The sequence below is a fragment of the Rhizobium sp. CSW-27 genome (assembly GCF_018760785.1).
Classification (GTDB): domain Bacteria; phylum Pseudomonadota; class Alphaproteobacteria; order Rhizobiales; family Rhizobiaceae; genus Neorhizobium.
The window spans coordinates 76,790-101,652 of record NZ_JAHHZO010000011.1 but is presented as its reverse complement, the minus strand read 5'-3'; the positions used below and the strand labels follow the sequence as shown (position 1 = coordinate 101,652).

At 63.8% G+C, this 24,863-nt stretch carries 19 protein-coding genes and 1 pseudogene; 15 read left to right on the top strand and 5 right to left on the bottom strand.

Annotated elements, in window-relative coordinates:
- Positions 1–60: 60 nt before the first annotated feature.
- Positions 61–405, top strand: coding sequence for a LapA family protein (locus KLP42_RS19720; RefSeq protein WP_215568664.1), 345 nt, complete (start codon positions 61–63; stop codon positions 403–405).
- Positions 406–420: 15 nt separating this feature from the next.
- Here KLP42_RS19720 and KLP42_RS19715 read toward each other — a convergent pair whose 3' ends face one another.
- Positions 421–888: an SRPBCC family protein gene (locus KLP42_RS19715; RefSeq protein WP_215568743.1), complete on the bottom strand. Its 468-nt coding sequence runs from the start codon at positions 886–888 to the stop codon at positions 421–423.
- A gap of 129 nt (positions 889–1,017) precedes the next feature.
- Here KLP42_RS19715 and KLP42_RS19710 point away from each other — a divergent pair, with 129 nt between their 5' ends.
- The 5 genes from KLP42_RS19710 (at position 1,018) to olsB (ending at position 6,660) form a co-directional block, all read left to right on the top strand.
- Positions 1,018–2,121 carry a class I SAM-dependent methyltransferase gene (locus KLP42_RS19710; RefSeq protein ID WP_215568663.1) on the top strand — a complete coding sequence of 368 codons (1,104 nt, stop codon included), beginning with the start codon at positions 1,018–1,020 and terminating at the stop codon, positions 2,119–2,121.
- The gene (locus tag KLP42_RS19705; RefSeq protein ID WP_215568662.1) at positions 2,118–2,984 is read left to right on the top strand and encodes a TrmH family RNA methyltransferase; all 867 of its coding nucleotides are present in this window, start codon (positions 2,118–2,120) and stop codon (positions 2,982–2,984) included. The genes KLP42_RS19710 and KLP42_RS19705 overlap by 4 nt, the downstream gene beginning before the upstream one ends.
- On the top strand, positions 2,984–3,487 hold the full coding sequence (gene lspA, locus KLP42_RS19700) for a signal peptidase II (protein ID WP_215568661.1): 504 nt from the start codon (positions 2,984–2,986) through the stop codon (positions 3,485–3,487). The genes KLP42_RS19705 and lspA overlap by 1 nt, the downstream gene beginning before the upstream one ends.
- A 219-nt stretch (positions 3,488–3,706) precedes the next feature.
- Positions 3,707–5,668 carry a hybrid sensor histidine kinase/response regulator gene (locus KLP42_RS19695; protein ID WP_215568660.1) on the top strand — a complete coding sequence of 654 codons (1,962 nt, stop codon included), beginning with the start codon at positions 3,707–3,709 and terminating at the stop codon, positions 5,666–5,668.
- Positions 5,669–5,787: 119 nt separating this feature from the next.
- Positions 5,788–6,660 carry a l-ornithine N(alpha)-acyltransferase gene (gene olsB / locus KLP42_RS19690; RefSeq protein ID WP_215568659.1) on the top strand — a complete coding sequence of 291 codons (873 nt, stop codon included), beginning with the start codon at positions 5,788–5,790 and terminating at the stop codon, positions 6,658–6,660.
- 48 nt (positions 6,661–6,708) lie between these two features.
- Here the strand turns inward: olsB and KLP42_RS26970 are convergent.
- The 3 genes and pseudogenes from KLP42_RS26970 to KLP42_RS19675 all read right to left on the bottom strand — a co-directional run.
- Positions 6,709–7,059: pseudogene (locus tag KLP42_RS26970) on the bottom strand (type II toxin-antitoxin system VapC family toxin); the annotation flags it as partial.
- Positions 7,056–7,301 carry a type II toxin-antitoxin system Phd/YefM family antitoxin gene (locus KLP42_RS19680; protein ID WP_215568658.1) on the bottom strand — a complete coding sequence of 82 codons (246 nt, stop codon included), beginning with the start codon at positions 7,299–7,301 and terminating at the stop codon, positions 7,056–7,058. The gene KLP42_RS19680 and the pseudogene KLP42_RS26970, both read right to left, overlap by 4 nt.
- A 62-nt stretch (positions 7,302–7,363) precedes the next feature.
- Positions 7,364–9,661 carry an NADP-dependent malic enzyme gene (locus KLP42_RS19675; RefSeq protein ID WP_215568657.1) on the bottom strand — a complete coding sequence of 766 codons (2,298 nt, stop codon included), beginning with the start codon at positions 9,659–9,661 and terminating at the stop codon, positions 7,364–7,366.
- A gap of 104 nt (positions 9,662–9,765) precedes the next feature.
- Here KLP42_RS19675 and mutS point away from each other — a divergent pair, with 104 nt between their 5' ends.
- From mutS to murJ, 5 genes are all read left to right on the top strand, one after another.
- Positions 9,766–12,498: a DNA mismatch repair protein MutS gene (mutS, locus tag KLP42_RS19670; RefSeq protein WP_215568656.1), complete on the top strand. Its 2,733-nt coding sequence runs from the start codon at positions 9,766–9,768 to the stop codon at positions 12,496–12,498.
- 5 nt (positions 12,499–12,503) lie between these two features.
- Positions 12,504–12,905, top strand: a complete 402-nt coding sequence (locus tag KLP42_RS19665) for an HIT family protein (RefSeq protein ID WP_215568655.1) — start codon at positions 12,504–12,506, stop codon at positions 12,903–12,905.
- Positions 12,906–12,990: 85 nt separating this feature from the next.
- Complete coding sequence (locus KLP42_RS19660) at positions 12,991–13,986, top strand: helix-turn-helix domain-containing protein (RefSeq protein ID WP_215568654.1); 996 nt, start codon at positions 12,991–12,993, stop codon at positions 13,984–13,986.
- A gap of 195 nt (positions 13,987–14,181) precedes the next feature.
- Complete coding sequence (locus KLP42_RS19655; protein ID WP_215568653.1) at positions 14,182–17,019, top strand: [protein-PII] uridylyltransferase; 2,838 nt, start codon at positions 14,182–14,184, stop codon at positions 17,017–17,019.
- The gene (gene murJ / locus KLP42_RS19650) at positions 17,016–18,590 is read left to right on the top strand and encodes a murein biosynthesis integral membrane protein MurJ (RefSeq protein ID WP_215568652.1); all 1,575 of its coding nucleotides are present in this window, start codon (positions 17,016–17,018) and stop codon (positions 18,588–18,590) included. The genes KLP42_RS19655 and murJ overlap by 4 nt, the downstream gene beginning before the upstream one ends.
- Before the next feature lie 7 nt (positions 18,591–18,597).
- Here the strand turns inward: murJ and KLP42_RS19645 are convergent, their stop codons facing one another.
- Positions 18,598–19,020: a YcbK family protein gene (locus tag KLP42_RS19645; RefSeq protein ID WP_215568651.1), complete on the bottom strand. Its 423-nt coding sequence runs from the start codon at positions 19,018–19,020 to the stop codon at positions 18,598–18,600.
- Between the two features lie 366 nt (positions 19,021–19,386).
- On the opposite strand from KLP42_RS19645, the gene KLP42_RS19640 reads away from it, so the two are divergent.
- From KLP42_RS19640 to KLP42_RS19625, 4 genes are all read left to right on the top strand, one after another.
- Positions 19,387–20,985, top strand: a complete 1,599-nt coding sequence (locus KLP42_RS19640; protein WP_215568650.1) for a peptide ABC transporter substrate-binding protein — start codon at positions 19,387–19,389, stop codon at positions 20,983–20,985.
- Between the two features lie 61 nt (positions 20,986–21,046).
- Positions 21,047–21,970 carry an oligopeptide ABC transporter permease OppB gene (gene oppB / locus KLP42_RS19635; protein ID WP_215568649.1) on the top strand — a complete coding sequence of 308 codons (924 nt, stop codon included), beginning with the start codon at positions 21,047–21,049 and terminating at the stop codon, positions 21,968–21,970.
- Positions 21,963–23,084: an ABC transporter permease gene (locus KLP42_RS19630; RefSeq protein WP_215568648.1), complete on the top strand. Its 1,122-nt coding sequence runs from the start codon at positions 21,963–21,965 to the stop codon at positions 23,082–23,084. The genes oppB and KLP42_RS19630 overlap by 8 nt, the downstream gene beginning before the upstream one ends.
- Positions 23,085–23,095: 11 nt before the next feature.
- Entirely contained in the window at positions 23,096–24,697 is a 1,602-nt protein-coding gene (locus KLP42_RS19625; RefSeq protein WP_215568742.1) for an ABC transporter ATP-binding protein, read from the top strand.
- Positions 24,698–24,863: the final 166 nt, after the last annotated feature.

Genomic DNA, 24,863 nt, shown 5'->3' with positions numbered 1-24,863 from the left:
CCTGAGAAACGCGCGCCGCCGATGCGGCGCTTTTGCTGAGCCAAGAGCCGGGAGCCGTCGATGAACCGGGTGAAGAAAATCGTCAGTCTGGTGGTTCTCGTGCCGATCGCCATCGTGCTGATCGTGCTGTGCGTGGCCAACCGCCAGACGGTGACGCTGGCGCTCAATCCGTTTCAACCGGATGACGCGGTGCTGTCGCTCAGCGCGCCCTTCTTCCTCTTCCTGTTCGTGGCGGTCCTGTTCGGCATGCTGCTGGGGTCTGTCGTGACCTGGATCGCCCAAGGCAAACATCGGCGTCTGGCCCGGCAGGAGGCCCGTGCGGCCCTGAAGCGCCAGGATGCCGCCGCCCAGCCTAAGCCGCAGGCGCCGGCAGGCAGCTCGCTGCTGCCGGCCTCCAAGGGCTAAGGCTGGCCGGACCGGTCAGGCCTGCTCCATACCGTCGGCGGCTGGGGCGCCGACAGCGGCATTGAAATTGGCGAAGAACTGTTGCGCGAGCTTCTGCGAGGTCGAGCCGATCAGTCGCGATCCGAGCTGAGCCAGCTTGCCGCCCACCTGGGCCTCGGCGCTGTAGCGCAGGATCGTCTCATCCCCGTCCTCCGTCAGCACCACATCGGCAAAGCCCTTGGCGAAGCCGGCAATGCCGCCCTTGCCTTCGCCGGAAATGCGGTAGCTTTCCGGCGGGGTGATCTCCGACAGGGTGACCTCGCCGCTGAAGCTTGCCGAGACGGGGCCGATTTTCACCTTTACCGTTGCAGCCAGCTCGGTCGGTGAACGCTGCTCCAGCGTCTGACAGCCGGGGATGCACTGGCGCAGGATGTCCGGGTCGTTGAGGGCTGCCCAGACGACCGATCTTGGCGCGGCGATGCGCTCTTCTCCACTGATATCCATCATGTCCTCCCGGGGTCTGCTCCCATCAAGACCCTTCAACTCCCTGTATCGCAGAGGGGAAAGCGCTTTGCCAAGGGGCAGACCAGTGCTATTTGCTCGGCACGACCTGCCAGCAGCGGACAAGACGCGTTGAAGAAGACATTTGAGCGGCGAGAGCCGCGCTCCCAGAAGACCAAGGGCGACGGGCCGCGCCGCGAGCGCCGTGACGAACGCCTGCCCGAGAAGCCGGCCCGGATCGAGAAGCCGGCCAAGGCCGCCCGGCCGGACGCCGCGACGGCGCCGGCTGCCGAAATGCGCCCGCTGATCCGGCGCAGCGGCGAACTGCCGGCCGAGCGCGTGCCGGTCATCCTCGAATCGCAGGGCGCAGGCGATTTCCACCTGATAGACAGCGGGCAGGGCCTGAAGCTCGAACAGTACGGCCCCTATCGCATCGTGCGGCCGGAGGCGCAGGCGCTGTGGCAGCCGTCGCTTGCCCCGCAGGTCTGGGAGGGCGCGGATGCCGTCTTCACCGGCGACACGGACGAGGATGGCATGGGACGCTGGCGCTTTCCGAAGGCCGCCCTTGGCGAAACCTGGCCGCTGTCGCTGCTCGACATCGATTTCCTCGGCCGGTTTACCGCCTTTCGCCATGTCGGGGTGTTTCCCGAGCAGATCGTCCACTGGTCCTGGGTCAAGGCCCAGGCGGAACGCGCCGGCCGGCCGATCCGGGTTCTCAACCTGTTCGGCTATACGGGCGTTGCCTCGCTGGTGGCAGCGGCCGCCGGTGCCGAAGTGACGCATGTGGATGCCTCCAAGAAGGCGATCGGCTGGGCGCGCGAGAACCAGGCCCTGTCGCGGCTGGAGCGCGCGCCGATCCGCTGGATCTGCGAGGATGCGATGAAGTTCATCCTGCGCGAGGAGCGTCGCGGCAGCCGCTACGACATCATCCTGGCCGATCCGCCGAAATTCGGTCGCGGTCCGAACGGCGAGGTGTTCCATCTGTTCGAGCAGCTGCCGCTGATGCTCGATGTCTGCCGCGAGATCCTGTCGCCGAACGCGATCGGCCTGGTGCTGACCGCCTATTCGATCCGGGCAAGCTTCTATTCGATCCACGAACTGATGCGCGAGACGATGCGCGGCGCCGGCGGTGCGGTCGAATCCGGCGAGCTGGTGATTCGTGAGGCAGGGCTTGATGGCAGGGGCCATGGCCGGGCACTCTCCACTTCCCTTTTCAGCCGATGGGTGCGCGCATGAGAGACGACGATTTCAAGACGGGTGCCCGCCCCGGGGCCGGACGCGTGGGGCAGGTGAAGGAGGTCACCAGCCTTTCCAATCCGATCATCAAGGATATCAAGGCGCTGACCAACAAGAAGGACCGCGAGGAAAGCGGCACCTTCATGGCGGAAGGGCTGAAGCTCGTCATCGATGCGCTGGAGCTCGGCTGGAGCATCCGCACGCTGGTTTATGCCAAGGCCGCCAAGGGCAAGCCGCTGGTGGAACAGGTGGCGGCAAGGACGGTGGCGCGCGGCGGGCTGGTGCTCGAAGTCAGCGAAAAGGTGCTGTCCTCCGTCACCCGGCGCGACAATCCGCAGATGGTGGTCGGCATCTTCGAACAGCAATGGCAGCGGCTCGATCATCTGGCGCCGGAAAGAAACCAGACCTTCGTGGCGCTTGACCGGGTGCGCGATCCGGGCAATCTCGGCACGATCATCCGCACGGCCGATGCCGCTGGCGCCTCGGGTGTCATCCTGGTGGGGGAATGCACCGATCCGTTCTCGCTGGAAACGGTGCGGGCCACCATGGGCTCCATCTTCGCCATGCCGCTCTACCGCGCGTCCGTGGCAGAATTCCTTGCCTTCAGCCGTCAATCCGGCGCGCAGGTGGTGGCAACGCATCTGGCGGGCGCCGTTGACTATCGCACCATCGACTACAAGGCCAAGCCCACCATTCTCCTGATGGGCAACGAGCAATCCGGCCTGCCGGACCAGCTGGCAGGCGCCGCCGACCGCCTGGCGCGCATTCCGCAGCAGGGCCGGGCGGATTCGCTCAATCTTGCAGTCGCAACGGCCGTCATGCTGTTCGAGGCGCGTCGCCATCTGCTGAGCCTGGAGGCCTGATGCCGGACCCCGTTCAGACCCAGCCGACGCTTCTGTCGCGCCCGCTGCCGATCCTTGTGTTCGTGCTCTTTGCCGTGCTGCTCGACCAGGGGATCAAGATCGCGGTGGAGACCCTGCTGCCGCTGCAGCAGGCCGTGCATGTGCTGCCCTTCTTCGCGCTCTACCGCACCTACAATCTCGGCGTCGCCTTCTCGATGCTGTCCGACATGGAGGGCTGGTTCATCGTGACGATGCGGCTCGTCATCGTCGCCTTCGTGCTCTGGCTCTGGCAGCGCACGCCGAAGGACCGCGCCTTTGCGCATACCGGCTTTGCGTTCATCATCGCCGGTGCGCTCGGAAACATTCTCGACCGGTTCATCTACGGTCATGTCATCGATTACCTTCTCTTCTACACGCAGAGCTGGTCGTTCGCGGTCTTCAACCTGGCCGATTCCTTCATTACCGTTGGTGCCGGTTGCGTGATACTCGACGAAATTCTAGGGTCTAGACGCAAGCAGGCGTAACTTTTACCCTTGAGGTGTAAAGCATTGGGAAGGAAACACGTGCTAAGCAGGCGCGTGTGGGACTACGCCGATCTTGACGAGCCGGGAAGATCTTCTTCGTTCCGCCGTCGACCGGAGCCGGGCCTGGGCGGGGACGGCAAAGGTCAAGCCGACGAGGCCTGACGCGGCTGAGGCGGATCATCGAATGTCTGGGCAAGCATTGCGGAGCCTTGGGGGGCCATGGAAGATCTCGTGACAGGCGGCGAAGCGATCCCGGAGGCGGACCAGCCGTCTTGTGCCGGGCCGCCTTCCAGTGCATTGGAGGCGTTGGCCCGCTCCTTTCTCGACAGCCAGGACCTGTTTGCCGCCCCGGGCCTTGTGCGCGGGCTCGACGGGCGCATCGTTTGCGTGAACCGCACGCTGGCGCGGATGATCGCCCCGGCGCGGGCCGAAGGCCGCATGCCGGAAGAGGTGGGCATCGGCCTGCCGCATGAGCCGCTGGCACAGCCGAAGGATATCGAGGTGCTGACGCCGCAGGGCCTGCTGGTTCTGTGGTGGCAGGATCGGGTGGTGGAAGACGAGGCCTCACGCCAGGCACAGGTATTCAGCCTCGCCCGTGACGTGACGGCCGAGCGCGATGCGGGCCATCGGCGCGAGGAGGCGCGCCTGCATGCCGAAGAGGAAAGCCATGCCAAGACACGGCACATGGCGACCGTGGTGCATGAACTGCGCACGCCGCTGACCGGCATTCTCGGCATGAGCCATCTGCTGGAGCAGACCAGCCTGACGCTCGAACAGAAGAACTACATCAACGGCATTCATCAGGCGGGGCTGGCCATGGCCCAGTTGGTCGATGACCTGCTGGATTATGCCACGCTGCAGGCCGGCCGCTTCCGCCTGAACAGCCGCGCGGAGAACCTGCGCCAGCTGCTGGAAAGCGTGGTCGAAATGCTGGCACCGCGCGCGCACGAGAAATCGATCGAGATCGGCGCGACGGTGGCCTTCGACGTGCCGACGCTGATGGACTTCGACCCGGCACGGCTGCGCCAGGTGCTTTTCAACGTGATCGGCAATGCGGTGAAATTCACCACGTCGGGCGGGGTTCTGGCCCGCGTCGCGATGGATGGCGGTGACGTGGTCATCACGGTTGCCGATACCGGTCCGGGCATGACCCGGGAGGAACAGCAGCGGATCTTTGTCGAATTCGAGCAGGCGGGAACCGCAGCCGAGCGCAGCGGCGGCACGGGCCTTGGCCTGTCGATTGCCACCCGCATCCTGCGGGAGTTCGGCGGCTCTCTGTCCGTTGCCAGCGAAAAGGGTCGCGGCACCACCTTCACCATCCGCTTCCCGGCCAGCTTCGTGGATGCCGGCAAGGAAGGCAATGACCGCATGCTGCTGCTGCGCTCCTCGCGCGTGCTGCTGATCGCACCATCGGGACCGGCGGCAGGCGCGACCATTGCCACCATCGAGACGCTGGGGGGGCGCTGCCGGCATGTGCGTTCGCTCAACGAGGCCGAATTCACCATTGCCCAGCTTGCCCGGCAGGGCATGGCCTTCACGGATGTCATCGTCGACCACCGGGTTGGCGGCATCCTGCCGCCGCCCTCGACGATGCAGTCCATGCGTCGGATCCTGCTGGTCAGTCCGGAAGAACGGGCGGCGCAGCCCTGGGACAGCTTCGACGCCTGGCTGATCCGCCCGCTGCGCGAACAGTCGCTGGTGGATGTGCTGCGCGGTCGGCTGGGTGGCGTTGCCGGCCGTCTGCCACAGGACATGCGCGTCGAGATGCGACCGCAAGCGCCGGCGCCTCAGCGGCGCCTCTCCGTGCTGTTGGCCGAGGACGATCCGGTCAGCGCGATGATGGTGGGGGCGGCACTGCGCAAGGCCGGACATGCCGTGCAGCATGTCGGCGATCTCGTTGCACTCCGGGAGGCGGCTCTGGCGGAGCGTCATCCGGATGTCATCATCTCCGACATTCACATGCCGGGCGGCGATCTCGGGCAGGTGCTGACCAGCCTGGGGGAGAGACGCAGCAACGGTCAGGGCCGCGCGCCCGTGCTGGTGCTGAGCGGTGAAATGAACGAGGACCTGCAGCAGGACATGCTGCGGCGCGGCGCCTGCTGCGTGCTGCAGAAGCCCGTCGACCCGCAGGTTCTGCTGCGCGAGATGGAAGCCGCGGTGACGCGCTGCCTGACCGCGTGATCATCTTTCACACCTGATGCCCGTTCCGCATGGCTTTGCGGATCCTGCTCTTCTTTTGTCACTTTCCTGTTGCAGTTTGATGATCTATGGGATCAACCTCCTGCGACGGATGAGATCTGATGACCGTTGAACTGCTGGAACGCGAAGTGTCGCTGAGCGTCGAACAACCTGCCCTGCCGGCCTCCTTGCGCGGTGACGTGCTTGGTCGGATCGGCACACTGGAGACGCGGCTCGCCCGCAATGCGCGCGAAGTGGATGCTGCCCAGGCCCTGCGATACCGCGTCTTCGTTGAGGAAATGCACGCACAGCTGCCGCCGGACGCCATGCGCCGCCAGCGTGACGCCGATGCCTTCGACGACATCTGCGACCATCTTCTGGTGGTCGATACCGCGCTCGACGGCGATCCGGAAGATCAGATCGTCGGCACCTATCGCCTTCTGCGCCAGGACGTGGCGATGGCGCATGGGGGCTTCTATACCGCCTGCGAATTCGACATCGAACCACTGCTTGCCCGCCATTCGGACAAGCGATTCATGGAACTCGGCCGCTCCTGCGTGCTGCCGCACTACCGCACCAAACGGACGGTGGAACTGCTGTGGCAGGGCAACTGGGCCTATGCCCTGCGTCATGGCATTCATGCCATGATCGGCTGTGCCTCCTTCCCCGGCGTCAGCCCGGAACAGCACGCACTGGCTCTCTCCTTCCTGCACCACACGGTGCTCGCCAAGGGCGACTGGGCGGCGAGTGCCCGTCCCGATCTCTACCGTGAAATGGATCTGATGCCGCCGGAGGCCGTCAACCCGAAGCGGGCGCTGATGGCGATGCCGCCGCTGATCAAGGGGTATCTGCGCCTCGGCGCCATGATCGGCAACGGCGCCGTGGTGGACCAGGCTTTCAACACTACCGATGTGCTCGTGGTGCTTCCGACCCAATCGATCTCCGGTCGCTACATCAATTACTATGGCGCAGACGCCGGCCGCTTCGCCAGCTGATTCGAGCGAACCTCGGACGAGCCGCACCGGCGCGCCATACTGCGCGACCATACGGTCTGTCGTCGGAAGCACCATGTCCTCCTGCATGCTCTGGGCAATCAGGATCCGGTCGAACGGATCCTTGTGGATGGGTGGAAGTGTTTCCACGCGCAAGGCGTGGAGCGACGTGACCGGGAGTTCCTCAAAGCCGTTGGCGAGAAGAGCCTGATGCAGGGCGCGGGGTTGCAGGCGAAATCCGATCTTGTTCAGGGCTTTCTTGATCGAAAGTTCCCAGACACTCGCGGCACTGAAAAACACCACGTTTGCTTCATTCTCGATGATCGCGCACATCTCCGCGGTCAATTCCGGCGCATCATTGGCAAACCAGGCCAGGATGTGCGTGTCAGCCAGAACTCTCATTTGCCGTTGCCGTAGAACATCTCTTCAATGTCCTTGGCATGCATGCTGTCGAAATCGGCCGGCAAGGAGATCTGGCCCTTGAGGAAGCCAACACGTCGCTTCGGCTTCGGGGCATCTTCGACGGCAACCACCTTCACCAGCGGCTTGCCGTCTTTCGCAATGACAAAGCCGTCGCCGTTCGCTGCCTCGTGCAAGAGTCGTGACAGTTGCGAACGGGCTTCCTGCAGGCTGATCTCCTTCATGGAGGCTCCCGGATGGGCTTTGCGCAAAGTTTAGCCCACCCGGAAAAAGCCGGCAAGAAGGATCACGTGCCGGCGTTGTAGGCGGCGATCGCGGCCATGTTGACGATGTCGGTATCCTTGGCGCCCATGGAGGTGATCTGCACCGACTTGTCGAGACCGACCAGCAGCGGACCGATCAGCGTCGAGCCACCGAGTTCCTCCAGCATGCGCGTGGAAATTGCCGCCGAATGGATCGCCGGCATCACCAGCACATTGGCGGTTCCGGACAGGCGGCAGAAGGGATACTGCTCCATCCGCGTGGCGTTCAACGCGATATCGGCGCCCATTTCTCCGTCATATTCGAAGTCCACGCGGCGCTGGTCGAGGATCTTGACCGCCTCGCGCACCCGCTCCGAGCGTTCGCCGCGCGGCTGGCCGAAGGTGGAATAGGCAAGCATGGCCACGCGCGGCTCGTAACCCATGCGGCGCGCAAGACGCGCCGCCTCGCAGGCGATGTCGGCCAGTTCCTCAGCGCTCGGCATGTCATGCACGGCCGTATCCGCCACGAAAACCGTGCGGGCCCGCGAGACGATGATCGACACCCCGATCACCTTATGTCCGGGCTTGGCATCAATGCAGCGGCGCACATCCGATAGCGCCGTTGCATAATTGCGGGTCGTGCCCGTCACCATGGCGTCCGCATCGCCAAGCGCCACCATGCAGGCTGCAAAGTGGTTGCGGTCGTTGTGGATCAGGCGCTGCACGTCGCGCTGCAGGTAACCTTCCCGCTGCAGGCGGGCGTAAAGATAGTCGATATAGGCTTCGACGCGGTTCGATAGACGGGCATTGACGATCTCGATGCCGGGGCGATCCAGTTCGATGCCCGCCCGTTCGGCCGTGGAGCGGATCACGTCGTCGCGGCCGAGCAGGATGGCGGTGCCGAGGCCCTGGCCGATGAAGGAAACGGCGGCGCGCATCACCTGCTCTTCTTCCGCTTCGGCGAACACCACCCGCTTCGGCCGGCGGCGCACCTGCTCGTAGATCCCTTGCGTGGTGGCGGCGATCGGATCGCGGCGGGCGGACAGCTCGCGACCATAGGCGCCCAGATCCTCGATCACCCGGCGCGCAACGCCGCTTTCGATGGCGGCCCGCGCCACGGCCACCGGAATGGCCGAGATGAGACGCGGATCAAAAGGCACGGGAATGATGTATTGCGGCCCGAAGCGCGGGCGAACGCCCTGATAGGCGGCCGCTACGTCGTCCGGCACATCCTCGCGCGCAAGATGTGCCAGCGCCTCGGCGGCGGCAATCTTCATCGCATCATTGATCTGCCGCGCCCGCACGTCGAGCGCGCCGCGGAAGATGTAGGGAAAGCCGAGGACGTTGTTGACCTGGTTCGGATAGTCCGACCGGCCGGTCGCCATGATCGCGTCGTCGCGGATGCGCGCCACTTCCTCCGGCGTGATTTCCGGATCCGGATTGGCCATGGCGAAAATGATCGGGCGGTCCGCCATGGAGCGGATCATCTCTTCGGAGAAGGCTCCCTTCTGCGACAGGCCGAACACCACGTCGGCACCCTTCATCGCCTCTTCCAGCGTGCGGCGGTCGGTCTTCACCGCATGCGCGCTCTTCCACTGGTTCATGCCTTCGGTGCGGCCCTGATAGATCACGCCCTTGGTATCGCAGAGAATGATGTTCTCCGGGTTGAAACCCATGGCCTTGATGAGCTCGATACAGGCAATGGCGGCGGCACCCGCGCCGTTGCAGACGAGCTTCGTCGTCTTCAGGTCGCGACCCGTGAGTTCCAGCGCGTTGATGAGGCCTGCGGCGGCGATGATCGCGGTGCCGTGCTGGTCGTCATGAAAGACCGGGATGTCCATCAGCTCGCGCAGGCGGCTTTCGATGATGAAGCATTCCGGCGCCTTGATGTCCTCCAGGTTGATGCCGCCGAAGGAGGGGCCGAGATAGCGCACGCAGTTGATGAACTCGTCGACATTTTCCGTGTCGACCTCGAGATCGATGGAATCGACATCGGCGAAGCGCTTGAAGAGGACCGACTTGCCCTCCATCACCGGCTTGGAAGCCAGCGCGCCCAAATTGCCGAGGCCGAGAATGGCGGTGCCGTTCGAAATCACCGCCACCATGTTGCCGCGCGTCGTGTAGTCATAGGCTGTCGCCGGATCGGCGGCGATCGCCTTGACCGGCACGGCCACGCCCGGCGAATAGGCGAGCGACAGGTCGCGCTGCGTCGCCATCGGTTTCGTCGGCATGATTTCGAGTTTGCCGGGGCGGCCGGTGCTGTGGAAATCAAGCGCCTCCTGCTCCGTCACCGATGCACGTTTGCGCGTTGCCCCCTCGGGGCTGCGGCTGTCCTTCACCATGTCTCCTCCAGCATGTTGTGGGCATCCGGCCAAGGGCGGACACGCTCTGTTGTATTGTCGGGGGAATAATCGATAGAGTCGCCGACCTGACCGTGCAACAGAAAATGGCCGGAACGCTCTTGGAACGCCTTACATCAGAAGCCTTGAATACGGCAGAACTCATCTCGCCGGAGAGCCGCGCGACGGCGACCCCGATGATGGAGCAGTATATCGAGATCAAGGCGAACAATCCGGATTCGCTGCTCTTTTATCGCATGGGCGATTTCTACGAGCTGTTCTTCGAAGATGCCGTGGAAGCTGCCCGCGCGCTCGGCATCACGCTCACCAAGCGCGGCCAGCATATGGGCTTCGATATCCCCATGTGCGGCGTGCCGATCCATGCGGCGGATGACTATCTGCAGAAATTGATCTCGCTCGGCTACCGGGTTGCGGTCTGCGAGCAGGTGGAAGATCCGGCGGAGGCGAAGAAGCGCGGTTCGAAATCCGTCGTCAAGCGCGATGTCGTGCGGCTGGTGACACCCGGCACGCTGACGGAAGAGAAGCTTCTGTCGCCGTCGGAATCCAACTATCTCATGGCGCTCGCCCGCATTCGCGGCGGGGCCGAGGCGCAGATGGCGCTCGCCTGGATCGACATTTCCACCGGCGTCTTCCGGCTGGCGGAAACGACGCCGCTGCGTCTCCTGGCCGATATCCTGCGCATCGAACCGCGCGAACTGATCGTGCCGGACACCGTTTTTCACGATCCAGACCTGAAGGCGACCTTCGACATTCTCGGCCGTATCGCCGTGCCGCAGCCGGGCGTGCTGTTTGACAGTGCGACAGCCGAAAGCCGGATCACCCGCTATTTCGGTGTCGGAACGCTCGATGGCTTCGGCACGTTTTCCCGGGCGGAACTTGCGGCCGCGGCGGCCGCCGTCGCCTATGTGGAAAAGACGCAGATCGCCGAGCGCCCGCCGCTCAGCGCCCCGGAGCGTGAAAGCGGTGCTTCCACCCTCTTCATCGATCCGGCGACACGCGCCAATCTGGAGCTCACCCGCACGCTGTCGGGGGATCGTGACGGTTCGCTGCTGAAGGCGATCGACCGCACCGTCACCGGCGGTGGCGCTCGCCTGCTGTCCGAGCGGCTGATGTCGCCGCTGACCGATCCCGACAACATCAACCGTCGTCTCGACAGCGTCGCCTTCCTGATCGACGAGCCTTCGCTGTGCGGAGACCTGCGTGCAGCCCTGAAACATGTGCCCGACATGCCGCGGGCTCTGTCTCGCCTGGCGCTCGACCGCGGCGGGCCGCGGGATCTCGATTGCATCCGCCAGGGGTTGTCTGCCGCCCGACGGGTCTCGGACCTTCTGGCGCCGGCGCTGCTGCCGGAGGAACTGGCGGCGGCGCTGACCGATCTTCGGGCACTGCCGCTCTCGGTGGAGCAGTTACTGGCCGAAACACTGTCGGACGAGATGCCGCTTCTGAAGCGCGACGGTGGGTTTGTGCGCGACGGCGCCTTCCCGGAACTCGATGAGGTGCGGGCGCTGCGCGACCAGTCACGGCGGGTGATTGCCGGCTTGCAGCTGCAATATGCCGACGAGACGGGCATCAAGTCGCTGAAGATCAAGCACAACAACGTGCTGGGTTATTTCATCGAGGTGACCGCCGGCAATGCCGGGCCGATGACCGATACGCCGGAAGCCAAGGCACGCTTCATCCATCGCCAGACCATGGCGAATGCCATGCGCTTTACCACGACGGAGCTGGCAGACCTCGAAAGCCGCATTGCCAATGCCGCCGACCAGGCGCTGACGATCGAACTCGATGCCTTCGACAAGATGACGCATGCCGTGCTGGCCGCTGCCGATGCGGTCAAGGCCGGCGCCCGGGCGCTTGCTGTCGTCGATGTCGCGGCGGGCCTTGCCCTTCTCGCCGAGGAGTGGAACTACTGCCGGCCGGATGTGGACGGTTCCCGCCAGTTCTCGATTGAGGGCGGGCGGCATCCGGTGGTGGAACAGGCGCTGCGCCGCCAGTCCTCCGGCACCTTCATCGCCAATGACTGCGATCTCTCGCCGAAGGTTGATGGCGGGTTCGGCGCGCTGTGGCTGCTGACCGGCCCGAACATGGGCGGTAAGTCGACCTTCCTTCGCCAGAATGCGCTGATCGCCATCCTGGCGCAGATGGGCTCCTTCGTTCCGGCAAGCCGCGCGCAGATCGGCGTGGTGGACCGTCTGTTCTCCCGCGTCGGTGCCTCCGACGATCTGGCGCGTGGCCGTTCGACTTTTATGGTGGAAATGGTCGAGACGGCGGCGATCCTCAATCAGGCGACGGACCGCTCGCTGGTGATCCTCGACGAGATCGGCCGGGGCACTGCCACATTTGATGGCTTGTCCATTGCCTGGGCGGCGGTGGAACATCTGCACGAAGCAAACCGCTGCCGCGGCCTCTTCGCCACCCATTTCCATGAACTGACGGCGCTGTCGGAAAAGCTGAACCGGCTTTCGAACGCGACGATGCGGGTCAAGGAATGGGATGGCGACGTCATCTTCCTGCACGAGGTGGGGCCGGGGGCGGCAGATCGTTCCTACGGTATTCAGGTGGCGAAACTTGCCGGCCTGCCGGAGGCCGTCGTTTCGCGCGCGCGCGACGTTTTGAACAAGCTGGAAGACGCCGACCGCAAGAACCCGGCCAGCCAGCTGATCGACGACCTGCCGTTGTTCCAGGTGGCGGTGCGCAAGGAGCAGGAAAAGCGCGGTCCTTCCAAGGTGGAGGAGGCGCTGAAGGCGATCAATCCCGATGACATGACCCCGCGCGAGGCACTCGATGCGCTCTATGCGCTGAAGAAGCAATTGGGGTAGGTGCGATGGAGGGGTGCGTCTTTTGCCGGATCGCAGACAGACGTTCCTCTGCTTACATTGTTGAGGAGACGCAAGATTTCCTCTGCTTCTTTCCCATCAAGCCCGACTGTTTCGGCCATGTCCTGATCGTCAGCCGGAAGCACTTTCCCAATATCATCGATTGCCCGCCTGAACTGGGGGCGGGTCTGTTCGAGGTAGCCCAAGCCTTGTTTCGGCGGTATCGCGACCGTTTCGGGGCAACCGGCTTCAACTTGCTCAATGCGAATGGTCAATCTGCCGGTCAGTCCGTGGACCATCTGCATTTTCATTTTCTTCCGCGATTTGCCAACGATGGCTTGAACGCCTGGCCGGATTTCCCTGTCGTTGAAGCCGATCTGGATGACTGGTTCGAACGCCTGATGTGCTAGAGCCGCATATTCCTTTCAGCCATGCATTGCGGAAAAGATCATGCTATCGCCTTGATAACGTCGAAGACCATGCGAGGCGCCGCATTTGCTTTCTGTTCCCCTGCCATTCATCGTCGGTCTCGTCGTCGCGCTGATCCTCTACCGCAACCTCAAGGGTGTGGAAGCGCCGGGGTCGCGGCGTTACCTCATGGCCTTCCTCTGCCTTTATGCCCTGCAGGGCATGATCATCGGCCTTCGTTTCGGTTATGGCGTGGCGCCCCTGATGCTGGTGCAGCCGGTGACGGCAGCGATCATGCCGCCGCTCGCCTATCTCACCTTCCGGGCGCTGTCATCGACGCCGGTCGCACGGCCCTGGCCGCATGCGCTGCCGCCGCTGCTGCTGGCACTGGGCGTGGCCTTCGCGCCGTGGTTCGTCGATCCGCTGCTGCTTCTGACCTTTCTCGGCTATGGCCTGGCGATCTGGCAGCTGACCCGGCGGGAGGACATCACCGAGCCGGCGCTGCAGAAGACCGCGGCTGTCATGCGCGCGGCCCGGGTGACGGCGCTGCTTCTGGCCTTTTTCGCGTTGACGGATGCGCTTCTTGCCGCCTTCACCCTCGTCTATGGCAATGCCTATGTGCCGATGGCGGTCACGGGAATGAATATCGGCGCCATCGTCATCACCGGCGTTTACTATCTCTGGCCGGAACGAGAGGTCCCCTCCGCCGAAGCGCCGGTGGAGGACGATCGCCGGACGGCACCCGAGGACGAGGCGGCCCTGCGGCGGATCGGCGAGGCGCTGGAGGCGGACGGGCTCTATGCGCAGGAAAATCTGAGCCTTGCACGACTGGCGCGAAAGGCCGGCATGCCCGCCCGCGAGGTTTCCGCCGTCATCAACCGGGTCACGGGCCTCAACGTCTCGCAATATGTCAACAACCGTCGCATCGCCGAGGCCTGCCGCCTGCTGGAGGAAACCGAGAAGCCACTGACCACCGTGATGTTCGACTGCGGCTTTGCCACAAAGTCGAATTTCAATCGCGAGTTTCGCCGTGTCACCGGCAACAGTCCCTCGCAGTGGCGGGTGGCGCACAGAAAGGCGTGATCCGGTGCGGCAGGGTGGCCGCCGCCTGCAGAAAAGCGAGGCTGGTGTGCCGGAAAGGGGCTTGGCAGGCGGATCGAAAGGGCCTGTAAAGGGATTGGCGGCACTCTTGCCGATTTCAGCCATCCGGCGGATTTGATTGGGCAAGATTGTTGAGAACAGGCTATAGCCCCCTCGGCGGGCGAGCGGCAGGACGACATGGCAAGACACGAGATCGATTTTTCCGAACTTCTGGACGTGGAGGCGCTCGGCCGCGAATGCGAGGCGATTGCCGCCGGCGGCGCTGCCCGGCTTCTGGAGGTGCGCGCCGCACTTTTGCCGATCCTCAAGCGGGCCAATGCGGACGCCCGTGAAAAGGCCCGTCTCCGCCTGGCCGACGAGGGAAGCGGCCTCAATTGCGCCGAACGGATTTCCTGGGTGCAGGACCAGCTGATCGGCGTGATCCACCGGCTCGTCGTGCGCCATCTCTATCCGAAGGCCGGTTCGCGCATGGCGGTGACCGCAGTCGGCGGCTATGGCCGCGGCACGCTTGCGCCCGGCTCCGACATCGATCTTCTGTTCCTGATGCCGCCGCGCAATGCCGAGGATGTGCGCAAGGCGGTGGAATTCCTGCTCTACGTGCTCTGGGACCTGGGCTTCAAGGTCGGCCACGCCACCCGCTCGGTGGACGAGTGCATCACGCTGTCCAAGCAGGACATGACAATCCGCACGGCGATCCTCGAAATGCGCCTGATCTGCGGCGAGGCGGCGCTGGCGAACGAGCTGCAGACCCGCTTCGAGTCGGAGGTGGTGCACAACAGTGGCCCCGATTTCATCGCCGCCAAGCTTGCCGAACGCGACCAGCGTCACCAGAAGGCGGGCGACACGCGCTATCTGGTCGAGCCGAACGTCAAGGAAGGCAAGGGCGGCTTGCGCGACATCCAGACCCTGTTCTGGATTGCCAAATATCATTACCACGTGCGCGACGCGGCCCAGCTGGTCAAGCTCGGCGTGCTGTCCCGGCAGGAATGGCGGCTGTTCCAGAAGGCAGAGGATTTTCTCTGGGCGGTGCGCTGCCAGATGCATTTCCTGACCGGCAAGGCCGAAGAGCGTCTGTCCTTCGACATCCAGCGCGAAATCGCCGAAAGCCTCGGCTATCACAACCGGCCGAACCTTTCGGCGGTCGAGCGCTTCATGAAGCACTATTTCCTGGTGACCAAGGATGTGGGCGACCTGACCCGCATTCTCTGCGCAGCGCTGGAAGAGGAACAGGCCAAGCCCGCGCCGGGGCTGACCGGCGTCATCACCCGTTTCCGCAAGCGGGTGCGCAAGATTCCCGGCAGCGCGGAATTCGTCGAGGACCAGGGCCGCATCGCGCTCGCCGATCCCGACGTGTTCCGCCGCGATCCGGTCAGCATCATCCGCCTCTTCCATGTGGCCGACCTGCATGGGCTGGAATATCACCCCGATGCGCTGAAGGCGGTGACCCGCAGCCTCACCCTCATCAATGACGAGCTGCGCGAGAATGCCGAGGCGAACCGGCTGTTCCTGTCGATCCTGACATCAAGGCTGGAGCCGGCGCTGACGCTGCGGCGCATGAACGAGGCCGGCGTGCTCGGCCGCTTCATTCCCGAATTCGGCAAGATCGTCGCGATGATGCAGTTCAGCATGTACCACCACTATACGGTGGACGAGCATCTGATCCGCGCCGTCGAGGCCCTGTCGGAGGTCGACAAGGGGCGTTGCGCCGAGGAGCATCCGCTTGCCAACAAGCTGATGCCGAATGTCGAGGAGCGCGAGGCGCTCTATGTCGCGGTCCTGCTGCACGACATCGCCAAGGGCCGGCAGGAGGATCACTCGATTGCCGGCGCCCGCGTCGCCCGAAAGCTGTGCCCGCGTTTCGGCCTGAAGCCCAAGCAGACCGAACTTGTCGCCTGGCTGATCGACCAGCACCTGCTGATGTCCATGGTCGCCCAGACGCGAGACCTGCATGACCGCAAGACCATTACCGACTTTGCCGAAAAGGTGCAGTCGCTCGACCGGCTGAAGCTGCTGCTGATCCTGACCATCTGCGACATCCGCGCCGTCGGGCCCGGCGTGTGGAACGGCTGGAAGGGGCAACTGCTGCGCACGCTCTATTACGAGACGGAGCTTTTGCTCTCCGGCGGCTTCTCCGAGGTCTCGCGCAAGGAGCGCGCCAAGGCGGCGGAGGAGGCGCTGGCGCTGGCGCTCTCCGACTGGAGCCAGAAGGACCGCAAGACCTATTCGCGCCTGCACTACCAGCCCTATCTGCTCTCGGTCGTTCTCGATGATCAGGTCCGCCATGCGGGCTTCATCCGCGAGGCGGACAAGGCGGGCCACGCGCTTGCCACCATGGTGCGCACCGACAGTTTCCGCGCGATCACCGAGATCACCGTGCTGGCGCCGGACCATCCGCGCCTCCTGTCGATCATCGCCGGCGCCTGTGCGGCGGCCGGTGCCAACATCGCCGATGCGCAGATCTACACGACGACCGATGGCCGGGCGCTTGACACCATCCTGATCAGCCGCGAATTCCAGGATGACGAGGACGAGTTGCGGCGCGCCGGCACCGTCTGCCGGATGATCGAGGACGTTCTGGCCGGCAAGAAGCGCCTGCCGGAGGTGATCGCCACCCGGGCGCGCGCCAAGAAGAAGAACAAGACCTTTACCGTGCACCCCTCGGTCACCATATCCAACACGCTTTCCAACAAGTTCACCGTCATCGAGGTGGAGGGGCTGGACCGCACCGGCCTGCTGGCCGACATGACCGTGGTGCTGGCCGATCTGTCGCTCGATATCCATTCGGCGCGCATCACCACCTTCGGCGAAAAGGTGATCGATACCTTCTATGTCACCGATCTCGTCGGGCAGAAGGTGACCAACGAAAACCGTCAGGGCACCATCGTGCAGCGGCTGAAGACGGTCATTTCCGACCAGGAAGATGAACTGAGGCGCGGCATGCCCTCCGGCATCATCGCCCCGGATCCCGCCGCCGTCTCCCGTCCTCAGTCGAAGAAGTCGCGAGCCGAAGCATGAGCCTCGTCAAGAAGTTTGCCACCGTGGGCGGTGCCACGCTCGGAAGCCGCGTCTTCGGCTTTGCGCGCGAAACCCTGATGGCGGCTGCACTCGGCACCGGGCCGATGGCCGACGTGTTCTACGCCGCCTTCCGCTTTCCCAACCTCTTCCGCCGCCTGTTTGCCGAAGGCGCCTTCAACGCCGCCTTCGTGCCGCTGTTTTCCAAGGAGATCGAGGCCAACGGTGTCGATGGCGCCAAGCGCTTCTCCGAAGAAGTGTTCGGCGTCCTGTTCTCGGCGCTGCTCGTCATCACCATCGTCATGGAACTCTCCATGCCGCTTCTGGTGCGCTTCATCATCGCGCCGGGCTTTGCCGATGATGCCGACAAGACCTCGCTGACCGTCCGGCTCGCCGCGGTGATGTTTCCCTATCTCATGTGCATGTCGCTGACGGCCATGATGAGCGGCATGCTGAACTCGCTGCATCATTTCTTTGCCGCCGCCATTGCGCCGGTCTTCCTCAACCTGGTGATGATCAGCGCACTCGCCTATGCGCTCTGGATCGGCACCGATCCGCTGACGACCGCCTGGTATCTGGCCTGGAGCGTTCTCGTCGCGGGCATCCTGCAGCTTGCCGTGGTCTATGTCGGGGTTCTGAGGGCCGGCATCAGCATCCGTTTCCGCATGCCGCGCATGACGCCCAACGTGAAGCGCCTGCTGGTGCTGGCCGTGCCCGCCGCCATGACCGGCGGCGTCACCCAGATCAACCAGATCATCGGCCAGGCGATCGCCTCCTCCAAGGAAGGAGCGATCGCGGCCCTGCAATATGCCGACCGCATCTATCAGCTGCCACTCGGCGTCGTCGGCGTGGCGGTGGGCGTGGTGCTCCTGCCGGAACTCGCGCGCGCGCTGAAATCCGGCCACATGAAGGAGGCGGCGAGCATCCAGAACCGCTCGCTGGAATTCGTGCTGTTCCTGACGCTGCCGGCGGCCGGCGGCTTGTGGATCCTGTCGGATGCCATTATCCGCGTGCTCTATGAGCGAGGCGCCTTCAGTCCGGAAAACACCGTGGTGGTAGCCTCGATCCTTGCCATTTACGGACTGGGCCTGCCGGGCTTCGTGATGATCAAGGCGCTGCAGCCCGGTTTTTATGCACGCGAGGATACCAGGACCCCGATGCGCTTTACCATGATCTCGGTCGTCATCAATTCCGGGCTGGCGATCACGCTCTTCCCGCTGATTGCCGAACGCGGCATTGCGACGGCGGAAGCCTGTGCGGGCTGGATCAACACGGTGCTGCTCTTCACCACGCTGCTGCGCCGGGGCGATCTGGTATGGGAATGGGCGCTTGCCCGGCGCACGGTGCTCCTGCTGGTCGCCACCGGCGTGATGTGCGCGGCGCTCACCTATGCACTCGGCCATGCCGGTCCGTGGCTTGCGCCCGGAACGGGCCTGCTGCATCAGGTGACGGCGCTGTTTGCGCTGATCGGCATTGCGATGGTCGTCTACTTCGCCACCGCCTTCCTGATCGGCGGCGCCGATCTCGGCATGATCCGCCGCAACCTGAAGCGCAAGCCGCGAAAGGCCGGCTGATCCGGCCTCAGCAATAGACCCAGCGGCGCTTCGGTCCCACATCCACGTGGATGATGCCGTTGCAATAGCGACCGATGCCGCCGATGCCGGGGGCTGTGGAGGCGGCAGCCACCACCGCCTTGTCGGAGACGCCGGGCACCCGAATGTCGGCTGCCAGACAATGGCTGTGCTGCGAGGTGCCGGAACGGGGCCGGTGGCCCGAGGTGACGATCGGCTTGCGGCCGGTCCTGTCGGCGATATGGGCCAGGATCGCCTCCAGCTTTTCCGGGAAGCACTCGGTCTTCACGCTGACCCTCTGTACCGTGTAGGCGGCGCTGTAATCGTGTTTGAACAGGTTGCCGCGACGTTTTTTCACATTCGTCACCTCGCCGGCCAGGGCGGAGGTGGCTGCCAGGGCACCTGCCAGCGCAACGCAGAACACTGTGCGCATGTCATGCTCCATTCGTCTGTAGCCCATCAGGATGGGCTAATATTGAAGGTGATGGAGCATTTCGTTTCAGAAGGTGACGTCAATAAGGACAAATTTGCTCAATATTGGGATCTGCGTGCCTTTATGGCTAATTCCCGTTAACCATTGGCCTGAACGGGCATGGACGCCGCGGCGTCTCGGCGTAAAAGGCGGACGGTGCCGCGGCCCTGCAGGGCCGGCCTTCGCAGGCGTGTCGGAATTGGTCCGGTTGCTGCCGCAAAAATGCCAGCATATTGTCGAAACCGTTTACGCTCCTATTGTCTTGCGGGCGCTTTTGGCGTTTGTGCGGTCTCCGTACCCATCGACTGGGGGAAGGATAAAAGAAAAATGGTTCTCATGAAGACGAAATTGGCAACGACGATCCTGCTCGGTTCACTGCTGCTTGGCTCCAGCCAGGCTCTGGCCGAAGTGGTGCTGCACCGGGGCAACGCCGGCGAACCGAAGTCGCTCGACTATGCGCATATCTCGATCAACATCGAAGGCTTCGTGATCTACGACCTGTTCGAAGGTCTGACGATCCATGATGCGGCCGGCAAGATTGTCCCGGGCGCTGCTGAAAGCTGGAAGATCTCCGAGGACGGCAAGGTCTACACCTTCAAGATTCGCGACGACGCCAAGTGGTCTGACGGCACGCCGGTAACGGCCGAGGATTTCCAGTTCTCGATGCGCCGCATCGAAAACCCGAAGACGGCGGCCGAATATGCCAACCTTCTCTATCCGATCAAGAATGCCGAAGCCGTCAACCTGGGCAAGGCACCGGTTGAAGAGCTCGGCGTGAAGGCCATCGACGCCAAGACGCTGGAAATCACGCTCGAGCGCCCGACCCCCTACTTCCTGCAGCTTCTGTCGCACTATACGGCGCTGCCGATCAGCAAGGCCAACTATGAAAAGTTCGGCGACCAGTTCGTCAAGCCGGGCAACATGGTTTCCAACGGCGCCTTCAAGCTGCAGAGCCACGTGCCGAACGACACGCTGACGGTCGTCAAGAACGAGAACTACTGGGACGCCAAGAACGTCAAGATCGACAAGGTGATCTTCTACCCGATCGAGGATGCGGCGGCTGCCGTGCGCCGCTTCGAGGCCAAGGAACTCGACGTCACCTACAATTTCTCGGCTGACCAGATCAAGCGTCTGAGGGGCCTTTATGGCGACCAGGTACATGTGTCGCCGGCGCTTGCAACCTATTACTATGCTTTCGACATGCGCCAGCCGCCGTTCGACGACATCCGTGTTCGCCGTGCGCTGTCCATGGCCATCGATCGCGACTTCCTCTCCAACGAGATCTACAACGGTGCGCAGCTGCCCACCTATTCGCTGGTGCCGCCGAACATGGAAGGTTACGGCACGCCGCCGCAGCCCGACTTCGCGTCCCTCTCGCAGATCGATCGTGAGGACAAGGCCGTCGCGCTTCTGAAGGAAGCCGGCTACGGCAAGGGCGGCAAGCCGCTCGACATCGAGATCCGCTACAACACCAACACCAACCACGAGCGTGTCGCCACCGCTGTTGCCGACATGTGGAAGACGGCGCTTGGTGCCAATGTGTCGCTGGTCAATCTCGATGTGGCCTCGCACTATTCCTACCTGAAGGAAGGCGGCAAGTTCAACGTGGCGCGTGCCGGCTGGGCTGCCGACTATGCCGACCCGGAAAACTTCCTGGCGCTGAACATCAGCACCAACAAGACCTTCAACTATCCGCACTACAACAACCCGGATTACGACAAGCTGATCGCGCAGTCCTATGACGAGCGGGACCCGGCCAAGCGCATGGAACTGATGCGCAAGGCAGAGACCCTGCTCGTCAACGATCAGCCGCTCGCGCCGCTGATGGTTTCCGCCGACCTGTGGCTGGTTTCCAACCGCGTCAAGGGCTGGGTCGACAACGCGACGAACAACCACCTGTCCAAGTTCCTCAGCGTTTCCAACTAACGTTCTCTGGAGAGTGACGCGCGTCGAACGGAAATGTTCGGCGCGCGTCTGTTATTTGACCATGATCAACTTCGTTCTGCGACGATTGGCGAGTGCCATCCCCACGGTGTTCCTCGTCATCACGATCTCCTTCTTCCTGATGCGCTTCGCACCGGGCGGCCCGTTCGACCTCGAACGCCCGCTGCCGCCGGAAACCATGGCGAACATCATGAAGACCTACCAGCTCGACCAGCCGCTGTGGCTTCAGTACATCCACTATCTCGGCAACGCCGTGCGGGGTGATTTCGGACCGAGCTTCATCTACAAGGACAACACGGTTGCACAGTTGATCGTGCAGGCGCTGCCCTATTCGGTGCAGATCGGCTCGACGGCGCTGCTGATTGCGCTGTTTGGCGGCGTCATTCTCGGCACCATCGCGGCGTTGCGCCAGAACGGCATCATCGACATCGTGCTGATGTCGGTCTCGACCGTCGGGATCACCGTGCCGACCTTCGTCGTCGGTCCCGTGCTGACGCTCGTCTTCGCGCTGATGCTGGGCTGGCTTCCGGCCGGCGGCTGGGGTGACGGTTCCTTCCGACAGCTGGCGCTGCCGATCACAGTTCTGGCGCTGCCGCAGATCGCCATCATCGCGCGCCTGACGCGCGGCTCGATGATCGAGGCGCTGCACACCGATCATATCCGCACGGCCAAGGCCTATGGCCTGCCGTCGCGCGTCGTCGTCATCACGCATGCGCTGCGCGGTGCCCTTCTGCCGGTCGTCTCCTATCTGGCGCCGGCTGCCGCGGCCCTGCTCACCGGCTCGGCCGTCGTGGAAAGCATCTTCACCATTCCGGGCATTGGCCGCTTCTTCGTTCTCGGCGCGCTCAACCGTGATTATCCTCTGGTCATGGCCACCGTCGTTATCGTTGCGGTGTTCGTGATCGTCTTCAACCTGCTGGTCGACATCGCCTATGGTCTGCTCGATCCGAGGGTCCGCCATGACTGATACCTCCACCTCCAATCCGACGGTCGAAGGGCGCAGCCTGGGCCAGCTCGCCTGGCTCCGCTTCCGCCGCAACAGGGCGGCGATGGGCAGCGCCTTCATGCTGCTGCTGATCGCGCTGTTCTCCTTCGGCGGTCCCTTCGTCGTCTCGCATCGCTATGACGAGGTGTTCCCGTCCTATGTTTCCGTGCCGCCGAGCCTGAAACCCTTTCCGGAAACGGAAACCCTGCAGGGTGTGGCAGAAGCCACCGCCAAGCGGGCACGGCTGACCCTGGAAAGCTTCGAAACCGGGAATGGCACCTTCACGGCAAAGGTTTCCTCCTCGAGCCCGATAGATCCGCGTTCCGTGCGCTATTTCGACCGCGTCAACGAGTTCAAGGAGACGAAGGTCCAGGAGACCGCGCCCGACCAGCTCTCCATGGTGCTGACCGGCCGCGTCGCACAGGACTATTTTCCCTTCGGCACCGACAGCAACGGTCGCGACCTTCTGGTCCGTGTCATGCTGGGCGGGCAGATCTCGATTGCGGTCGGTCTCGCAGCCTCGCTCGTCTCGCTCGGCATCGGCGTCGTCTACGGCGCGACCTCGGGTTATCTCGGCGGGCGTGTTGACAACATCATGATGCGTCTGGTGGAGATCCTCTACTCGCTGCCCTTCGTCTTCCTGGTCGTGGTGATGGTGGTCTTCTTCGGCCGCTCCATCGTGCTGATCTTCGTCGTCATCGGGGCGGTGCAATGGCTGGAAATGGCCCGCATCGTGCGCGGACAGACGCTGTCCTTGAAACGGCGCGAGTTCGTGGGCGCGGCCCAGGCGCTGGGTCTGACCGACTGGCAGATCATCCGCCGCCACATCATCCCGAACACCATCGGCCCGGTCATCGTGTTCGTGACCGTCGTGGTGCCGCATGTGATCCTGACGGAAAGCTTCCTGTCCTTCCTCGGCCTCGGCGTCCAGGCGCCGCTTGCCAGCTGGGGCACGCTGATTTCCGAAGGGGCCGCCAACATGCAGAACGCGCCCTGGCTTCTCATCTTCCCCGCGACCTTCTTCGTCATCACGCTGTTTTCGCTGAATTTCGTTGGCGATGGCCTGCGTGACGCGCTTGACCCGAAGGATCGCTGACAATGGCAGACATGAACGACGCAAACAGCACCGTGCTGACGGTCAAGGACCTCAGGGTCAACTTCACGACGCCGGATGGCGAGGTTCAGGCCGTCAAGGGCACCAGCTTCTCGGTGAAGAGGGGCGAGACGCTGGCCATCGTCGGTGAATCCGGTTCGGGCAAGAGCCAGACCATGATGGCCATCATGGGCCTGCTGGCCGCCAATGGCCGGGTGTCCGGCTCGGCCCGCTATGGCGACACGGAAATGATCGGTGCCGATCTTGGCCGGTTGAACGCCGTGCGCGGCTCCAAGATCACCATGATCTTCCAGGAGCCGATGACCTCGCTCGATCCGCTCTACACGATCGGCAAGCAGATCGCCGAGCCGCTGATCCATCACCGGGGCATGGGCAAAAGCGAAGCGCGCGCCCGCGTGCTGGAACTCCTGAAGCTCGTCGGCATTCCGGAACCGGAGCGGCGCATCGACAGCTATCCGCACGAAATGTCGGGCGGCCAGCGCCAGCGCGTGATGATCGCCATGGCGCTCGCCAACGAGCCGGACCTTTTGATCGCCGACGAACCGACGACCGCGCTCGACGTGACGATCCAGGCGCAGATCCTCGATCTTCTCGCCGATCTGCAAAAGCGCTTCGGCATGGCGATCGTGCTGATCACCCATGATCTCGGCGTCGTCAAGCACGTGGCTGACCGCGTGGTGGTGATGCGCCGCGGCGAGATCGTGGAACAGGGTACGCGTGACGAGATCTTCGAGCATGCGCAGCATGACTACACGAAGATGCTGCTGGCCTCCGAACCGAGCGGCACGAAGGCGCCGCCGCCGGCCAATGCGCCGGTGATCCTCGAAGGCCGCAACGTGACCGTCGATTTCGAGATCGGTTCCGGCTTCCTGTTCAAGACAAGCCGCAAGTTCCGCGCGGTCGATACGGTCAACGTGACGCTCCGCCAGGGCCAGACGATCGGCATCGTCGGCGAATCCGGTTCCGGCAAATCGACGCTCGGCCGGGCGCTGCTGCGTCTTCTGGAATCGGATGGGCGTTACCGTTTCGAGACGAACGATATCTCGTTGCTCGACCGCAAGGCCATGCGGCCCTTCCGCCGCCAGATGCAGCTCGTCTTCCAGGATCCCTACGGTTCGCTGTCGCCCCGCCAGACGGTGGGCGAAATCATCACCGAGGGGCTTTACGTGCACGAGCCGAACCTCACCAAGGCCGATCGTGACAAGCGGGCGATCGAGGCGCTGAAGGAGGTCGGGCTCGACCCGGCGGCCCGCAACCGTTATCCGCACGAATTTTCCGGCGGCCAGCGCCAGCGCATTGCGATTGCCCGCTCGATGATCCTGAAGCCGAAGGTGGTGATCCTCGATGAACCCACCTCGGCGCTCGACCGCTCGGTGCAGCGGCAGGTGATCGAACTCCTGCGCGACCTGCAGCAGAAGCACGATCTCTCCTATGTCTTCATCAGCCACGACCTTTCGGTGGTGCGGGCGATCTCGGACCACGTGATCGTCATGAAGAACGGCAGGATCGTGGAGGAGGGGCCGACGGAGGACATCTTCGAAAGCCCGGCGCAGGATTATACCAAGGCCCTGATCGCCGCCGCCTTTACGCACTGATCGCAAACCCGATACAAACGCCCGGCCCCGCCGGGCGTTTTGCATGACAGGAGATGGGGGCTATTGCAGTTGAAACAAGACCCCTCCCCAACCCCTCCCCACAAGGGGGAGGGGCTTGTCGTGCCCCATCGCACGTCGTGACGAGGCAGAACGGAGCCGCGCGGGG

Coding starts and splice junctions, on each gene's coding strand:
- KLP42_RS19625 (WP_215568742.1), top strand. CDS start 23,096: ATGAACGACGCAAACAGCACCGTGCTGACGGTCAAGGACCTCAGGGTC.
- KLP42_RS19630 (WP_215568648.1), top strand. CDS start 21,963: ATGACTGATACCTCCACCTCCAATCCGACGGTCGAAGGGCGCAGCCTG.
- KLP42_RS19720 (WP_215568664.1), top strand. CDS start 61: ATGAACCGGGTGAAGAAAATCGTCAGTCTGGTGGTTCTCGTGCCGATC.
- murJ (WP_215568652.1), top strand. CDS start 17,016: ATGAGCCTCGTCAAGAAGTTTGCCACCGTGGGCGGTGCCACGCTCGGA.
- KLP42_RS19655 (WP_215568653.1), top strand. CDS start 14,182: ATGGCAAGACACGAGATCGATTTTTCCGAACTTCTGGACGTGGAGGCG.
- KLP42_RS19695 (WP_215568660.1), top strand. CDS start 3,707: ATGGAAGATCTCGTGACAGGCGGCGAAGCGATCCCGGAGGCGGACCAG.
- KLP42_RS19665 (WP_215568655.1), top strand. CDS start 12,504: ATGGAGGGGTGCGTCTTTTGCCGGATCGCAGACAGACGTTCCTCTGCT.
- mutS (WP_215568656.1), top strand. CDS start 9,766: ATGGCCGGAACGCTCTTGGAACGCCTTACATCAGAAGCCTTGAATACG.
- lspA (WP_215568661.1), top strand. CDS start 2,984: ATGCCGGACCCCGTTCAGACCCAGCCGACGCTTCTGTCGCGCCCGCTG.
- KLP42_RS19715 (WP_215568743.1), bottom strand. CDS start 888: ATGGATATCAGTGGAGAAGAGCGCATCGCCGCGCCAAGATCGGTCGTC.
- KLP42_RS19645 (WP_215568651.1), bottom strand. CDS start 19,020: ATGCGCACAGTGTTCTGCGTTGCGCTGGCAGGTGCCCTGGCAGCCACC.
- KLP42_RS19640 (WP_215568650.1), top strand. CDS start 19,387: ATGGTTCTCATGAAGACGAAATTGGCAACGACGATCCTGCTCGGTTCA.
- KLP42_RS19705 (WP_215568662.1), top strand. CDS start 2,118: ATGAGAGACGACGATTTCAAGACGGGTGCCCGCCCCGGGGCCGGACGC.
- olsB (WP_215568659.1), top strand. CDS start 5,788: ATGACCGTTGAACTGCTGGAACGCGAAGTGTCGCTGAGCGTCGAACAA.
- KLP42_RS19680 (WP_215568658.1), bottom strand. CDS start 7,301: ATGAAGGAGATCAGCCTGCAGGAAGCCCGTTCGCAACTGTCACGACTC.
- KLP42_RS19675 (WP_215568657.1), bottom strand. CDS start 9,661: ATGGTGAAGGACAGCCGCAGCCCCGAGGGGGCAACGCGCAAACGTGCA.
- oppB (WP_215568649.1), top strand. CDS start 21,047: ATGATCAACTTCGTTCTGCGACGATTGGCGAGTGCCATCCCCACGGTG.